Source organism: Acidovorax sp. GW101-3H11 (assembly GCF_001633105.1).
Taxonomy (GTDB): domain Bacteria; phylum Pseudomonadota; class Gammaproteobacteria; order Burkholderiales; family Burkholderiaceae_C; genus Acidovorax.
In genome coordinates this window covers 75,110-89,792 of record NZ_LUKZ01000001.1, presented here as the reverse complement: position 1 = coordinate 89,792, position 14,683 = coordinate 75,110, and the positions used below count along the sequence as shown (strand labels likewise).

Below are 14,683 nucleotides of genomic sequence, written 5' to 3'. Positions count from 1 at the left end.
CTGCCGTCCGCCCGCTACCTTCTCAGCGTCACCAGCCGCGCGCTGCCATCGGCTTCAATGCCCTGCATGTTCCAGCGCAGCGTCTGCGGCAGCGCCGCCAGCGCGGGCTGGCGCACCCAGGCCAGGTGCACCGTGTAGTCGCCTGCGGGCAGGCTGGGCGGGGTCCAGGCGGTGCTGATCTGCGCGGGCTGGCCTGGCAGCACGCCGCGCGCCTGGGCTGCGCTCAGCAGCACCTGCTGGTCCACCACCTGGCCCGTGGCGTTGCGCAGCTGGGCCTGCAGCTGCCAGGGCGCATACAGCGGCGCATTGCCGGTGTTGTCCACGCGCAGCTGCAGCTGCACCGTGGTGGCCGACACAGGGGTGACGCTGACGGGCCCCAGCGCAAAGCGGTAACCCGCCTCGCGCCCCACGGCGGCCAAGTCGGCCTGTTCGCTGGCCGAGAAGCTGGCCCAGGGCGTATTCAGGTTGCCATTGCCCACGGTGGACACATGGAAGTCGCGCACCTGCTGTAGCGCCGTGGCGGCGTTGGTCTGCGCGCCGCCGGGGCCAAAGGGGCAGAACTCGGCCACCCAGGGCGCGGTTTTCCAGCGGTCGGCAATCAGCGCCCAGTCGGCCGGGCGATTGGTCCACTGGTTCATGTAGCCCGCCTGGGCCAGGCAGTCCCAGCGCAGGCCCACGGGCAGCGTGGTGGTGGTCTGCTGGAAGAGCCCGTACTGCAGCGCATCGAGGTTGGAGTAGGGGATGAACATCGCGTGCTGCGCATGCGGGAACACGTCGAAGTGCATCTGCGCAATGCTGCGTTTGGTGGCGTTGGTGGCCGCCTCGATGCCCTGCGCCTGCACGGCCGGGGTGTAGACCACGTTGGTGCTGCTCTGCGCCCATTCGCCGTACTGGCCATACAGGCCCACGTCGATCCACGCCAGGTCCGAGGTGTCGCCCAGCGCGGCTGCCACGGCCTGCAGCAGGGCCTGCATGCGGGCCAGCACGTAGGGGTGGTTCCAGTTGGGGACCTGCGTGGGCGGGGTCGGCGGGGTGGGGGGCACGGTGGCGGGCATGGGGGCAGACCACACGCAGGCCGGGTTGGGGGCGGAGCATTCGGGGCGCGCCGTGCCTGCGCCGTGGAGGTAGCTGGGCACATCCAGCGTGTCGGTGCCATAGCCGCGCATGGCCTGCAGGCGGAACGCAAACTGCTGCCCCGCCACCCGCGCGGCATCGCGTGCGGCCACCAGGCTGCTGAGGGTGTACTGGCCCGGCGTGGCGCCTTCCAGCTCGTTCCAGCGGTAGCGCTGGAAGGCGGCCAGCGGCGGCGCCGAATCGCCCAGCGGCACGGCGGCCGGATTGGCGCGCCAGCGGTGGTAGCCCCGGCCGGGGTTGGGCGTGAGGTCGCTGGCAATGGGCAGGGGCGCGAGTGTGGTGTTGACCGACACCACGGTCCAGCCCGGGCTGGCGGGCGCAGGCGCAGGGCTGGGTGCGGGCGTTGGCGACGGTGACGGCGCCGGTGTTGGAAAGGGCGCCGGTGCCGAAGGCGATGTGGGCGAAGGCGCCACCGGCGGGTTGCCTGGCTGCGGCGCGGGTGCCGGCGTGGTGGCGTTGCCCGGGATGGGCGCCGGCGCAGGCGCAGGCGCCTCGGCCGTGTTCGTGTCGCTGCCGCCGCAGGCCGACGCCAGCAGGGTGGCCGCCAGGGCCGAGAGCCGCGCCATGCGGGCCGGGTGCAGGGTGCTGAGAGGGTTCATGGGCGGCTTTCTTGAATGAAATTCGGCCTTTGCGCGCGTCTGGTAAGCGCTTGTTGCTATTGTTTCTGATGTGACCCGCCGGGGCCGGAGGTGTTGGGCTCCGCCACCACGGTCAGGCGCAGCGCGCCGCCTTCGAGCGTGTAGGTGAAGGTGTAGTGGCCCGGCGCCAGCGTGGCGCGGCCACCGGGGAAGGACTGGTCAGTCACATGGGTGAACTGGCGCTGGCCGATCTGGATGCGGGTCTTGCGGTAATGCGCCAGCGTGGCGGGCAGCGCGTGCCAGCGGCTGGTGTCGCCGGGCAGCAGCGGGCCCAGGTCCACATCCGTGCCCTGCTGCGGCAGGCCTTGCCAGACATGGGTGAAGGCCTCCTGGCTGCTGTTGCGCACGCGCAGCCACACTTGGGCGCTGCCCTGCGCATGAGACCCAGTGGGGCACAGCAGTGGCGCCAACGCGGCTGCCCACAGGGGCAGGCGCTGCAGGCAGGTGCGGCGCATCATGGCGAATCCTTCAGGCTGTCCAGGTCTTCACTCAGCTTGCACACGCGGGCGCGTCGGCGCTCCAGCGCCGCGCCTCCGATGTTGAGCGCGGCCGAACTGCCTTGGTCGGCGAACACGGCGCTGTCCCACTGGCCCTGGGCGGTGTCAAACGCCAGCCAGGCGCGCTGGGCTGCGCGCAGGGTGTCACGCCTGCCGGGGCCAGCAGCTTTCAGCACCTGGGCGTAGATGCGATTCAGCTCTTTGTCCCACGCGGCATAGGCGGCGTTCTGGGCGTCGATCAGGTCCACCGTCACGCCGCCGCTGCGCTCGGAGGCGGCGCCCAGGGCCTTGTCGATGGGGTGGGCGGTGCGCTGGCCGCAGAAGTGTTCGGCGGCATGTACGGCCTGCGCGCCAGCGGCCAGCAGCGTGAACGCGGTCAGCAGCGCGAGGGCCGCGCGGTGCCGGGGTGGGAGGAGGCGGTGGTGCATGGTGGTGTGTCCTTCTGTGTCTTTTTTGCTGGCGTGATTTATTGATCCGGCACCAACCTGCTTGAACCGTTCACGCTGAGCTCGTCGAAGCGCCGCGCAAGGTTTCGATAAGCCTGTCCTGAGCCTGTCGAAGGGTTCAACCCGAACGGATATTTCAGTTTCAAAGAGGCCGGATCAATAGGTGGTCTCTCAGATGCGGCGCAGCCCGCTCATGCACCCACCCACAGCAGCGCCACCAAGGTGGACAGCAGTGCGAGCACGGTGAAGGCGGCCACCGCACCGCCGGTGGCCGCCGCCACGCTGGCCACGATGGACCAGCCGCGCGCCTCGCACCAGTGCGCCAGGTGGCGGGCCAGCCACAGCGCGCCGAGCCAGCCCAGCACCAGCAGCACGGCCAGGGTGCCCAGCAGCTGTCCGCCCTGGGCGGAGTTCATGCCGTTGCTGCCCACCAGTGCGGTGAACATGAAGAACAGCGCGGGCAGCAGGTTGGCGCCGCCCGCCAGGAGCATGGTGAGGGTGGTGGTTGACATGCGGTGGACCTGCGCCTTACTCCGTCACGCTGTAGCTCAGCACGTCCAGCGACTGCGTGTCCTTGGGGTTCCACGACAGGAAGTCCGAGCGTGCGATGACGGTGTAGGTCTTGCCCTGCACCAGCTTGCCGCCGGGCATCATGGCCTCAGTGCGCGGGTCGATGTAGAGCATGGTGGTCAGGCCCTCGGCGCTGCGCATCAGCACGGCCTTCTTGCCGTCCTTCAACTTGGACTCGACCACATACGCGCTCTTGACGCCCGTGGGCGGGTTCAGATTTTCCACAGTGCCCGACAGGCGGGTGATCTTCTGCCAGGTCTTGCTGTCCTGTGGCTTGACGGACTTGCCGCTTTCTGCCGCGTCGGCCTTGTGCAGGTCGCCCAGCGTGTTGTAGGCAATGGTCCAGTCGGCATGGCGGGTGTCGCGGCGGATGTGGTCGGCCGCGAGCATCAGGTTCTCCGTCCAGCCGCCGCAGGCGTTCTTCTTCTTGCACAGCGCCCATGCTGTGTTCATCCAGCGCTTGAGCTGCTCGGCCTTGTCGTGGCTGCCCATCTCCAGCGCCACGCCCGCGCCCATCACGGCGGCGGCCTGGTTCTGCTCAGGCGCCACCACCAGCACGGCACCGTTGCCCACGTCGAGCTTGCCCACGCGCAGCTGGCGCATCATGGCGTGCGCGTAGTCCTCGGCGCTCTTGCCGCCCAGGTCCTTCACCAGCAGGGTGACGATCTCCACGCCCGTCTTCTGCGCATGCTCGTACATCTGCTTTTCAAACTGGGCGCGGATGGCCGGGTCCAGGATGCCGAACTCGTCGTAGATGAACTGCGTGCCCTTGGACGGGATTGCGGCCACGTCGACCTTGGGCAGGGTTTCGGCGGCGGCAGCTGCCAGGGCCGAGGCCGGCGCCTTGGCCGCAGGGGTGGCTGGCGTGGGGGTGGGCGCAGCAGTGGGTGCTGGGGCCTTGGCCACTGGGGTAGCGGGCGCCTGCACTGGTGATGGCGCGGCAGGCGCCGCCGCTGCCGTGCGCACCGGCAGCCCGCCGGAGCATTGTGGCCCGCCGCCCTGCAGCTCGCAGGCTTCCTTCCAGCCCGCCTCGATGGCGGCCAGGCGCTTTCTGCGGCCGGGGTGGGTTTCGCCGTCCTTCTCGGGGATCAGCGTGGCGATGGCGCGCTGGGCGTCGGCCAGCGGCGCGCCCATCTTGTAGAGCACAAAGCCGCTGAACTTGTCGGACTCCAGCTCGATGGGCGGCTGGCTGCCGCCGGGCACGATGGTGTGGCCCGAGAGGTGGTGCCCGATCTCGTGCGCCATGATGCTCACGGGCGCCCAGTTGTTGGACTTGGTGGCCTCAATCACCTGGCCCATGAAGGCCGGGTTGTAGGCAATCACGCGGCGCGGCACCTGGTCGGGGCCTTGCATGATCACGGCGGCCGCGTTGGGCACCTTGCCCTCCACCACCACAAAGTTGGCGGGCAGACCGGTGTATTTCATGATCTCGGCCACCACCTGCTTGCCGGTGCCGCCGCCCTTGGACAGGTCGGGTGGCGAAAACGCCAGCGGGCTGCCGTCGTACGAGCAGGCCTGCAGTGTGGCAGCCAGGTCAGCCACCAGCTGCGCCTTGCTGGGCTTGGCCACGGCGGCGTTCTTTTGGGCCATGGCAAGGCCGCCTACGGCCAGGCCGACGAGGGCGCAGCAGGCCAGGGCGACCGGGCGCAGTTGGCGAAGCTGGGGCAGGGAGTGGCGGGACAAGGTCATGGGCAGGGGCCTTTCATGCAGCGTTCAGCGCCGCGCAAAAAATGAACAGAGACAAAAAAATAGGGAAACGAACGTCAAGCCACCAGCGCGGCAACGCGCAACACGCGCTGGGCCAGTTCCGCCTGGCCCCGGGTGCCGGTCTTGGCATACAGGCTGGCCAGCTGCGATCGCACCGTGGGCATCTTCACTTGGCGGTTGTCGGCCATTTCGCGCGGTGTCATGCCCTGCAGCAGCAGGGGCAGCAGGGCCGCTTCGGCGGGGGTGAGGCCGTAGAGCGCGCTGCACACCGACACGGTGGCGCCCGCATGCGGCGGTGTCTCGGGCACCAGGATGAACTGGGCCAGCGCCTCGCCGGTGGCAGGGGCCGTACCGCCGCGCAGGGGCGCCGCCAGGGCCACCAGCGTGGCGGGGGCGCCGGGGTGCTGGGGCTGCAGGCGGGCGGAGACGGGTGTCTGCGTGCTCAGGCTGGTGCCCAGCAGCGGCACCAGCGCGGGGTGGATCTGCGCCAGCTGCAGCGGCTGGCGTGCCTGCCAGCCCGTGGCGCTGTGCAGCAGGATGCGGCAGGCGTCTTCAATGCCCAGCCAGGCGCGGGCGTGTTCGTTCAGGTAGCGCAGCTCGCCCCGGCGGTTCACATGCATCACGCCCAGGGGCAGCTGGTCCAGCGTGCGCTCCAGCGCGCTGGTGTGGCGCTGGGCCTGCTGCAAGCGGCGCTGGGCGCGCATGAGGCTGCGCACCCAGGGCGTGGCGGCGCGCAGGCGGGCGAATTGTTCGGGCGTGAACTCGCTCTGGCCCAGGTCGTTGTACATCGCCAGCACATGCATGCCCACCTCGGACGAGGCCTCGACGACGCTGTTGACCATGGCGTCGATGCCCAGGGGCCGCAGGTAGTCGGCATAAAACGCGCCCCGGCGCAGCGCCGGGGTACTGACCAGCTGCTGGCTCAGCGAGCCGCCACGCGCCAGCGCCGCGCCCTGCTGGCGCTCCAGCGCCTCGCTCCAGGCGTCGCAGCCCTGGATGAGGTTGGCGTAGCGCGCCAGAAAGTCGTCGGGCATGCCCCACTGGTAGGCGGCCAGCGGGTCGTCCGAGCCGGGCAGGGGGCAGAACAGCACCACCTTGTGGCTGCCCAGCGTCTCGCCCAGGCGGCGCAGCAGGCGCTCCACCATGCCGGGCTCGCCCAGGGCCTCCAGGCTTTCGGCCATCAAGGCCTCAAAACCAGGGATTCCAAGGTGCTGCCCCAGATGCTGCATATCCCGCTCCTGACCGGCCAAGGCGGCCTCCTTTTCGCTGAATGGGTTGAACTGCGGCGGATCGTAGGTGCGTTGCCATCGGGGCAACATCATTCAGGTGAAGGATGTGGTGGCACTCCGACACACAAACGTGAATTGGTTCACATTTTTCCGGGGGCGCCGGGTGGCTCAGCCGCCCATCTGCCAGAGCACCAGCTCCACCACGCCCCGGGCATACAGCTGCGTGGCCTGCCACTTGAGCCCGGCAAACAGCGCACCGGCCAGCAGCAGCCAGCCCGCGCCCTGGCGCAGGCTGAGCACAAAGAACTGCCGCAGCGCCAGCATGAACATCAGCGTCTGCAGCGCCGTCATGTACCAGGGCGACCACTGCTTGTGCCACTTGAGCAGCTCCGGCGAAGGCGCCAGCACCAGCGGCAGCTGGTTCACCATCTGCAGCGCAATGAACACCGCCTGGCAGTACAGCGCCAGCGTCAGCAACTCGGCCAGGTTGTAGCCGCGCCGCCGGAACACCAGCCAGGTGCTGGCCAACGCCGCCACCGCCCCCAGCGAAAACGACCACTTCGAATACCCGGTGACCAGTGCATACATGCGCTGCGCCGCCTCGCTGGGCAGCTCGGGCCGCAGGTAGTCGGTGTGGCCCAGCACGATGAGCAAAAAGCCGATGGACAGGAACAGCAGCGTGAGCGGGTGCGGGTGGTCCTTGCGCTGCCCCAGCACATACTCGCGCGCCATGGTGCCCGGCTGCGGCAGCACCCGCAGCGCGTTGCGGATGGTGCTCCACTCAAACCACCGGAACCGCTCCCAGGCCTCCTTGCGCACCATGCGGGTGCCCATGCGCGCCGCCTTCTTCTGCCCGCAGTGCGCGCAAAACGGCCCGGTCAGGGTTGCGCCGCAGTTGAGGCAGGCCGAGGTGTCGAACAGGGCGTCGTAGATCGGGGCGGGGGTGGTGGGTGCAGAGGTCACAGGCGGGGCATACCGTGCAGCAAAACGGGCTGCGGATGGTAGGCCGCGAGCCCGCGCCTGGCATCGTTCAGGTGGAGGATGCGGCGGCCGGGCGGGGCGGCATCCGGGCTTATGTTGCACTGCACTGCATAATGCGCCCACGCGGCCCGGCGGGCCCTGCGGGGGAATGCCCCGGGGGCCGGGGGCCAACGTCATTCGCCAGACAGGAGACAACCAGCCATGGCCCAGAACGTGCTCGCCGTGTACCCCGGAACCTTTGACCCCATCACCCTGGGGCATGAAGATGTGGTGCGCAGGGCCACCCAGTTGTTCGAACGCGTGATCGTGGCCGTGGCTGCGGGCCACCACAAGAAGGCCATGTTCTCGCTGGAAGAGCGCATCGAGATGGTCCGCGAGGCAGTGAAGATGTATCCCCAGGTGCAGGTCGAGCCCTTTTCGGGCCTGCTGCGCGACTTTGTGGTGGAGCGCGGCGGCAAGGCCATGGTGCGCGGCCTGCGTGCCGTGACCGACTTTGACTACGAGTTTCAGCTCGCGGGCATGAACCGCAGCCTGATGCCGCAGGTGGAAACCGTGTTCCTCACCCCCAGCGACAAGTACCAGTTCATCAGCAGCACCTTTGTGCGCGAGATCGCGGTGCTGGGCGGCGAGGTGACCAAGTTCGTGTCGCCCTCGGTCGAGGAGCGGCTGGCGGTCAAGGTGCGCAGCCTGACGGTGCCGGGCTGACCGGCTCTGTGGGCGGTGGCCCGTTCTATGCAAGAAAATGGCCGTTTCCGTGCGACGGCAAAGGGTTTGTAGCTATATAAATAATAGCTATTCATCCTGTTGTGCCAGGCGCTGCGCAATCGCGGCGGCTTCGGCCCGCAGGGCCTCCAGCATGGGCGCCACCTCGGGCAGGGGCGGGCGGTACAGCGGCAGCAGCGCCGTCACGCTGAACGGGATCGAAAACGCCAGGGGCCGCAGCACCAGCTGGTCGTTGGTGGCGGCCAGTGCCGTCACCGGGTTGACGATGGCCACGCCCAGGCCCTGCTGCACCATGGCGCACACGGCGGCGGCGCTGTGGGTTTCCATGCGCAGGGTGCGGGCCACCCCGGCCTCGGCAAAACGCGCGTCGATCAGGCGGCGGTAGGGGTCGTCGGCCGAGAGGCTCACAAAATACTCGCCCGCAAAGTCGTCCAGCCGCAGCCTGCGCTGCCGGGCCAGCGGGTGGCGGGCGGGCAGCACGGCCACCTCGTCTAGCGTGAGCAGCACCTCGGCACGCGTGCCCGGCGGGGCGCTGGCCTGCTCGCACAGGCCCAGGTCAAAACGCTGGGCGCTCATCCATTCTTCGAGCAGCGGTGATTCTTGCGGCGTGACCGACAGGCGCGCCTGCGGGTGGTGCTGCATCAGCCGCGCCGCTGCGCCGGGCAGCAAGGCGTGCGCGAGTGCAGGCAGGCACAGCACCGAGAGCTGCACGGCGTCGGGCCGGCCCAGCGCCACGGCCCGGTCCACCACGCGCTCCAGCCCCTGCCAGGAGCGCTGCACCTCGTCCCACAGCGCCAGCGCCCGGGCGTTGGCACGCAGGCGGCCCTGCACGCGCTCGAACAGCGCATAGCCCAGCAGCGATTCGAGCCGCGCCAGTTCGCGGCTCACGGTGGGCTGTGAGCTGTGCAGCAGGTCGGCCGCACCCGTGGCGCTGCCTGCGGTCATCACGGCGCGGAAGACTTCGATGTGGCGGTGGGTGATGCGGTGGGTGAGGGTGGGGTCGGACATGCCAGTCATGGGTGGAGCATATCCATATTGAATGGATGGCGTAAATCAAAGCATTCGACTGAATACATGAATGAGGACATCATCCGCGCATCGTTCACGCTTTGTGCCTTTGGAGCCTTTCCATGTCCAACCCCTTCTCCCCCGCCCAGCTCTGGGCCCTGGCCGACCAGTTTGGCACCCCGCTGTGGGTGTACGACGCGGCCACCATCCGCCAGCGCATTGCCCAGGTGTCCAATTTCGAGACCATCCGCTTTGCGCAGAAGGCCTGCTCCAACATCCACATCCTGAAGCTCATGCGCGAGCAGGGCGTGAAGGTGGATGCCGTGTCGCGCGGCGAAATCCTGCGCGCGCTGGCTGCAGGCTACGTGGCGGGGGGCGAGCCGTCGGAGATTGTCTTCACCGCTGACCTGTTCGACGCCGCCACGCTCGATTGCGTGGTGGAGCACGGCGTGCCCGTCAACGCAGGCTCCATCGACATGCTGCACCAGCTGGGCGCGCGTTCGCCGGGCCACGCGGTGTGGCTGCGCATCAACCCCGGCTTTGGCCACGGCCACAGCAACAAGACCAACACCGGCGGCGAGCACAGCAAGCACGGCATCTGGCACACCGACCTGCCTGCGGCGCTGGCCGCGATCAAGCAACATGGTCTGAAGCTGGTGGGCCTGCACATGCACATCGGCTCGGGCGTCGATTACAGCCACCTGCAGGAAGTGTGTGGCGCCATGGTCAACCTGGTGCGCACGGCGCACGCGGCCGGGCATGACCTGCATGCCATCTCGGCCGGTGGTGGCCTGTCCATCCCCTACCGCAGTGGCGACCCCGTGGTCGATACGCAGCACTACCACGGCCTGTGGGACGCTGCACGCCAGCAGGCCGAGGCCATCGTGGGCCACAAGCTGGGGCTGGAGATCGAGCCCGGCCGCTTCCTGGTGGCTGAATCGGGCGTGCTGCTGGGCCAGGTGCGCGCCACCAAGGATGCGGGCAACAACCACTTTGTGCTGGTCGATACCGGCTTCAACGAACTCATGCGCCCGTCCATGTACGGCAGCTACCACGCCATGAGCGTGCTGCGCCGCGATGGCACCCAGGCGGCCGAGCAACCCAGCGTGGTGGCGGGCCCGCTGTGCGAATCGGGCGACGTGTTCACCCAGGGCGACGGCGGCGTGGTGCTGCCGCGCGATCTGCCCGCCGCGCAGGTGGGGGACCTGCTGGTGATCCATGACACCGGGGCCTATGGCGCCAGCATGTCCTCCAACTACAACACGCGCCCGCTGATCGCCGAAGTGCTGGTGGACGGCGGCCAGGCCCGCCTGATCCGCCGCCGCCAGACGGTGGACGAGCTGCTGGCGCTCGAAATCGGTCTGTGATGCGCGGCTGACGGCCGCCGGGGCGGCTCCGCCTTGCCATTGGCGAATGCGGCGCCACCGTTGGTCAGGAGCTGCCCCGGGTGCTGGTGCCGGTGGTGCGGGATGCGGCTACGCTGGCCGCTTGCTGCGCTCCCGGCTGGTCGTCTGCCGGGGCGCCAGTCCCCGTCCACGGAGCCTGTCATGCCCGCAGAAGAGCAGACCATTGTCGAGCTGGCCTACCCCGGCGAATACCTGAGCCGCCTGGGCCAGGCGGAAACCAAGACCTGCAAGATCCGCCTCTCGCGCAAGGGCCAGGGCCTGCTGGCGCGCATGTATGCCAGCCGGGGCTACAACATGCAGGCGACCTTGTCGCACGACTGCGACTTGAGCAGCCTGGTGGTGCAAATCGACGGGCAGGCCCAGGGCACGATCTCGGTCCGCATGGACGATGGCTACCTGGCGGCAGAAGAGCATTACCCCGAATACATCGCCGCGCTGCGGCAGCGGGGTGCGCGCATCTGCGAAATGGGCAAGCTCGCTATGGACCCGGGCGTGCGCTCCAAGCATGTGCTGGGCGCGATTTTTCACATCGCGTGGATCACGGCCTTCCGCGCCCGGCGCGCCACCGACCTGGTCATCGAGGTGAACCCGCGCCACGCCCCGTTCTACCGGCGCATGCTGCGTTTTGACCTGCTGGGGCCGGAGCGCCTGTGCGAGCGGGTGGGCGCACCGGCCGTGCTGCTGCACATCAGCGCGGAAAAGGGGCGCAGCCTGATCAACCAGTTTGGCGGCCAGCCGCAGCTATCGACCGAGGAGCGCAGCTTTTACCCGTATTTTTTCCACCCCGACGATGAAGAGGGGCTGCTGCGGCGCCTGTCGGTGGGGTGAACCCCAAGGCTCCCAGCGCCTGGGGTCAGAGTTCGCCCCGGGGGCCGCGCCCCATGAGCTGGGCCACGGCCTCGGCAGGGCGCAGGTGGCCGTCGAGCAGGGCCACGGCGGCCTCGGCGATGGGCATGTCCACACTCAGGGTCTGCGCACGCTGCACCACGGTGCGGGCGCTGTAGACGCCTTCGGCCACATGGCCCAGGGACTCGACCGCCTGCGCCAGGGTCTGGCCCTGTGCCAGCAGCATGCCCACGCGCCGGTTGCGCGAGAGGTCGCCGGTGGCGGTTAGCACCAGGTCGCCCAGGCCCGACAGGCCCATGAAGGTGTCGGGCCGCGCGCCCAGCGCCAGCCCGAGGCGGGTCATCTCGGCCAGGCCGCGCGTGATGAGCGCGGCGCGGGCGTTGAGGCCCAGCGCCAGCCCGTCGCACAGGCCGGTGGCAATGGCCAGCACGTTTTTCACGGCGCCGCCCACTTCCACGCCCACGATGTCCTCGTTGGCATACACGCGCACGCTGGGGCTGTGGAAGGCGTTGACCAGCGCATCGCGCACCTGCGCATGGGGGCTGGCGGCCACCAGGGCGGTGGGCTGGCCCAGTGCAACCTCTTGCGCAAAGCTGGGTCCGCTGAACACGCCTGCTATCAAATCAGGAGCCATCAGCGCTTGTACCTCGTGCGCCAGCAGCCCAAAAGAGGCCGAATCGGCGCCCGCAGGCACGGCTTCAAAACCCTTGCACAGCCAGGCCACGGGCGCGGTGCAGCCGCGCAGCGCCTGCAGCATGCCGCGCAGCGCCGCCATGGGCGTGGCCACGATGACCAGATCGGCGCCGGGCAGCAGCGGGCCGAGGTCGCCATCGGCCACGGAAAGAGAAGGGGGAAAGGCGATGCCCGGCAGGTAGCGGGTGTTCTGCGCCTCTGTGCGCATGCTCTGCGCCTGGGCCGCATCGCGGGCCCAGAGGGTGACCGCATGCCCGGCGGGGTGCTGGGCCGCGCTCATCGCGACGGCCGTGCCCCAGGCGCCAGCGCCTAGTACTATGATTTTCATAGCTGCTTGCGCTTATGTATCAGGCGGTAGAGGCCAAAAATGGCATTGATTTCAAGGACCCACTGCGCTGTGCTTCGTCGGCCGTCCGTGGAACCGGCGCGGCCCAGGCGCGGTAGCCGCGGAACTGGCTTTGCCAGGCCGCTGGCTGCGTCCCCCTCCCGTAGCGCGCAGCGCGCAGAGAGAGGGGGAAGGCGCGAAGCGACTCAGGGGGTGTTTACATCACTGCGTGATGATGGGCGAGGCTTGGCCGGCGGCCTGAGCTTGCTGCTGTTCGTACATGGCCTGGAAGTTGATTTCGGCCAGGTGCACGGGCGGGAAGCCAGCGCGGTTGATCACGTCGGCCACGTTGCCGCGCAGGTAGGGGTACACGATCTGGGGGCAGGCGATGCCCATGATGGGGCCCATCTGGTCTTCGGGCACATTGCGGATTTCGAAGATGCCGGCCTGCTTGGCTTCGACCAGGAACACGGTCTTGTCCTTGATCTTGGTCTGCACCGTGGCCGTCACGGACACTTCAAAGATGCCTTCGGCCACGGGGGTGGCTTCCACGCCGAGCTGGATGTCCACGCTGGGCTGCTCTTGCTCGATCAGGATGGCGGGGGAGTTGGGTTGCTCCAGCGACATGTCCTTGAGGTAGACGCGCTGGATCTGGAACACGGGGTTTTCTTGGTCGGCCATGGTTGACAAGTCTCTCTGCGAGGGGGTTTTGGCAAAACAAAACCCGCCGGGGAGCAGCTCCCGCAGCGGGCACATGGGGCTGCATTATGCAGCGCCCAGGGGTGGGGTCAGGCGGCGCCCAGCAGGGGCATCAGCTCGCCACGGCTGTCCAGCGCCACCAGGTCATCGTGGCCGCCCACGTGGGTGTCGCCGATGTAGATCTGCGGCACCGTGCGGCGGCCGGTGATCTCCATCATGTGGCTGCGCGCGGCGGGGTCGGTGTCGATGCGGATCTCCTCGATCTGCTCCACGCCCTTGGACTTGAGGATCTGCTTGGCCCGAATGCAGTAGGGGCAGACGGCGGTGGTGTACATCTTCACGGGTTGCATGGCAAACCTTCCTCTTTCTTCCTGTGGGGCTGAAAAACCAGCGGCAAGCGTAGCGCTGACCGAATAACTGGGGATTGATCAGGCTTTTTCCACAGGCAGGCTGGCTTCGCGCCAAGCCTTGAGGCCACCGGCCATGGCCTGGGCGTTGTCGTAGCCCAGCTTCTTGGCAATGGCCACCGCGCGGTTGGCGCGGGCGCCGCTGGCGCAGACCAGCACCACGGGCAGGGCCTTGTTCTTGACCACGGTGGGCAGGCGCTCTTCGAGCTGGCCCAGAGGCACGTTCTTGGCGCTGCCCACGTGGCCAGCGGCGAATTCCTCGGTCTCGCAGACGTCGATGACCACGGCTTTTTCGCGGTTGATGAGCTGCACGGCGCGTGCGGGTGTCAGCGAGCCGCCACTGGCGTTCTTGAGGACCGGCCACAGCAGCATGCTGCCCGAAGCCAGTGCAACAAAGATCAGATACCAGTTGTCGATAATGAATTTCACGAAGTTTCCTTGGGTTGGCGAACGGCGTAATTCTAGAATGCTGGGTTTTGGCCCGCTTTTCTTTGACCCGCCTTTCCTGGGGAAACCATGTACAAGCTCGTTTTGATCCGCCACGGCGAATCCACCTGGAACCTTGAAAACCGCTTCACCGGCTGGACCGATGTGGATCTGACGCCCACCGGCGTGTCCCAGGCCATGTCGGCCGGCAAGCTGCTCAAGGCCGAGGGCTACGAGTTCGACCTGGCCTTCACCAGCGTGCTCAAGCGCGCCATCCACACCCTGTGGTACACGCTCGACGAGATGGACAGCACCTGGCTGCCCGTGGTGAAGGACTGGCGCCTGAACGAGCGCCACTACGGCGCCCTGCAGGGCCTGAACAAGGCCGACATGGCCAAGCAGTACGGCGACGAACAGGTGCTGGTGTGGCGCCGCAGCTATGACACCCCGCCGCCCGCGCTGGAAGCCACCGACCCCCGCAGCGAGCGCGGGGACCGCCGTTACGCGAATGTGGCGGCCGAGAACGTGCCCCTGACCGAATGCCTGAAAGACACCGTGGCCCGCGTGCTGCCGTTCTGGAACGAGGCCATGGCGCCCGCCATCCGCTCGGGCAAACGCGTCGTGGTGGCTGCGCACGGCAACTCCATCCGTGCGCTGGTGAAGTACCTGGACAACATTTCCGAGTCCGACATCGTGGGCCTGAACATTCCCAACGGGATTCCACTGGTATACGAACTGGACGCCGACCTCAAGCCCATCCGTCACTACTATCTGGGTGACGCCGAGGCAGCTGCCAAGGCCGCCGCCGCCGTGGCTTCGCAGGGCAAGGCGTAAATCGTTGGTAAAGGCGGGGAAAAACCCCGCTGATCGCCGCCAAAGTGAGCATCCATGCGGAACTGCGGCGGGTTTGGCCCTTCCAAGGTGTATATTGGTTTTGAAGCGGTAAAG

The 14,683-nt window shown here is 68.2% G+C and carries 16 protein-coding genes; 4 read left to right on the top strand and 12 right to left on the bottom strand.

Annotated features, from left to right (window positions below; translation table 11 throughout):
• Window positions 1–14: 14 nt before the first annotated feature.
• The 7 genes from A1D30_RS00400 to A1D30_RS00370 form a co-directional block, all read right to left on the bottom strand.
• Window positions 15–1,733, bottom strand: a complete 1,719-nt coding sequence (locus A1D30_RS00400) for a DUF4832 domain-containing protein (RefSeq protein WP_063458851.1) — start codon at window positions 1,731–1,733, stop codon at window positions 15–17.
• 56 nt (window positions 1,734–1,789) lie between these two features.
• Entirely contained in the window at window positions 1,790–2,230 is a 441-nt protein-coding gene (locus tag A1D30_RS00395; RefSeq protein WP_063458850.1) for a hypothetical protein, read from the bottom strand.
• A complete protein-coding gene (locus tag A1D30_RS00390) occupies window positions 2,227–2,697 on the bottom strand; it encodes a lysozyme inhibitor LprI family protein (RefSeq protein WP_063458849.1) in 471 nt (156 codons plus the stop codon). Before A1D30_RS00390 ends, A1D30_RS00395 begins: the two co-directional genes overlap by 4 nt.
• A gap of 209 nt (window positions 2,698–2,906) precedes the next feature.
• Window positions 2,907–3,227 carry a hypothetical protein gene (locus A1D30_RS00385; RefSeq protein WP_063458848.1) on the bottom strand — a complete coding sequence of 107 codons (321 nt, stop codon included), beginning with the start codon at window positions 3,225–3,227 and terminating at the stop codon, window positions 2,907–2,909.
• A 16-nt stretch (window positions 3,228–3,243) separates the two neighbouring features.
• On the bottom strand, window positions 3,244–4,974 hold the full coding sequence (locus A1D30_RS00380) for a TPM domain-containing protein (protein ID WP_063458847.1): 1,731 nt from the start codon (window positions 4,972–4,974) through the stop codon (window positions 3,244–3,246).
• A gap of 74 nt (window positions 4,975–5,048) precedes the next feature.
• Window positions 5,049–6,314, bottom strand: a complete 1,266-nt coding sequence (locus A1D30_RS00375) for a helix-turn-helix transcriptional regulator (protein WP_063458846.1) — start codon at window positions 6,312–6,314, stop codon at window positions 5,049–5,051.
• Window positions 6,315–6,389: 75 nt separating this feature from the next.
• Window positions 6,390–7,184, bottom strand: a complete 795-nt coding sequence (locus A1D30_RS00370; RefSeq protein WP_063458845.1) for a DUF3667 domain-containing protein — start codon at window positions 7,182–7,184, stop codon at window positions 6,390–6,392.
• Window positions 7,185–7,403: 219 nt separating this feature from the next.
• On the opposite strand from A1D30_RS00370, the gene coaD reads away from it, so the two are divergent.
• Window positions 7,404–7,907 carry a pantetheine-phosphate adenylyltransferase gene (gene coaD, locus A1D30_RS00365; RefSeq protein WP_063458844.1) on the top strand — a complete coding sequence of 168 codons (504 nt, stop codon included), beginning with the start codon at window positions 7,404–7,406 and terminating at the stop codon, window positions 7,905–7,907.
• Between the two features lie 87 nt (window positions 7,908–7,994).
• On the opposite strand, the gene A1D30_RS00360 is transcribed toward coaD, so the two are convergent.
• A complete protein-coding gene (locus A1D30_RS00360; RefSeq protein WP_063459150.1) occupies window positions 7,995–8,933 on the bottom strand; it encodes a LysR family transcriptional regulator in 939 nt (312 codons plus the stop codon).
• A 122-nt stretch (window positions 8,934–9,055) separates the two neighbouring features.
• On the opposite strand from A1D30_RS00360, the gene lysA reads away from it, so the two are divergent.
• Window positions 9,056–10,300, top strand: coding sequence for a diaminopimelate decarboxylase (gene lysA, locus A1D30_RS00355; protein ID WP_063458843.1), 1,245 nt, complete (start codon window positions 9,056–9,058; stop codon window positions 10,298–10,300).
• A gap of 180 nt (window positions 10,301–10,480) precedes the next feature.
• A complete protein-coding gene (locus tag A1D30_RS00350; RefSeq protein WP_063458842.1) occupies window positions 10,481–11,167 on the top strand; it encodes a hypothetical protein in 687 nt (228 codons plus the stop codon).
• 25 nt (window positions 11,168–11,192) lie between these two features.
• On the opposite strand, the gene A1D30_RS00345 is transcribed toward A1D30_RS00350, so the two are convergent.
• The 4 genes from A1D30_RS00345 to A1D30_RS00330 all read right to left on the bottom strand — a co-directional run bounded on the left by A1D30_RS00345 (window position 11,193) and on the right by A1D30_RS00330 (window position 13,738).
• Window positions 11,193–12,206 carry an NAD(P)H-dependent glycerol-3-phosphate dehydrogenase gene (locus tag A1D30_RS00345; protein ID WP_063458841.1) on the bottom strand — a complete coding sequence of 338 codons (1,014 nt, stop codon included), beginning with the start codon at window positions 12,204–12,206 and terminating at the stop codon, window positions 11,193–11,195.
• Window positions 12,207–12,425: 219 nt separating this feature from the next.
• Window positions 12,426–12,884 (bottom strand): protein-export chaperone SecB, encoded by a 459-nt coding sequence (gene secB, locus A1D30_RS00340; RefSeq protein WP_063458840.1) that lies wholly within the window; start codon window positions 12,882–12,884, stop codon window positions 12,426–12,428.
• Window positions 12,885–12,991: 107 nt separating this feature from the next.
• Window positions 12,992–13,252, bottom strand: a complete 261-nt coding sequence (gene grxC, locus A1D30_RS00335; RefSeq protein WP_063458839.1) for a glutaredoxin 3 — start codon at window positions 13,250–13,252, stop codon at window positions 12,992–12,994.
• 78 nt (window positions 13,253–13,330) lie between these two features.
• The gene (locus tag A1D30_RS00330; protein WP_063458838.1) at window positions 13,331–13,738 is read right to left on the bottom strand and encodes a rhodanese-like domain-containing protein; all 408 of its coding nucleotides are present in this window, start codon (window positions 13,736–13,738) and stop codon (window positions 13,331–13,333) included.
• Between the two features lie 87 nt (window positions 13,739–13,825).
• Here A1D30_RS00330 and gpmA point away from each other — a divergent pair, with 87 nt between their 5' ends.
• Window positions 13,826–14,569 carry a 2,3-diphosphoglycerate-dependent phosphoglycerate mutase gene (gpmA, locus tag A1D30_RS00325; RefSeq protein ID WP_063458837.1) on the top strand — a complete coding sequence of 248 codons (744 nt, stop codon included), beginning with the start codon at window positions 13,826–13,828 and terminating at the stop codon, window positions 14,567–14,569.
• The last annotated feature ends 114 nt before the right edge of the window (window positions 14,570–14,683 follow it).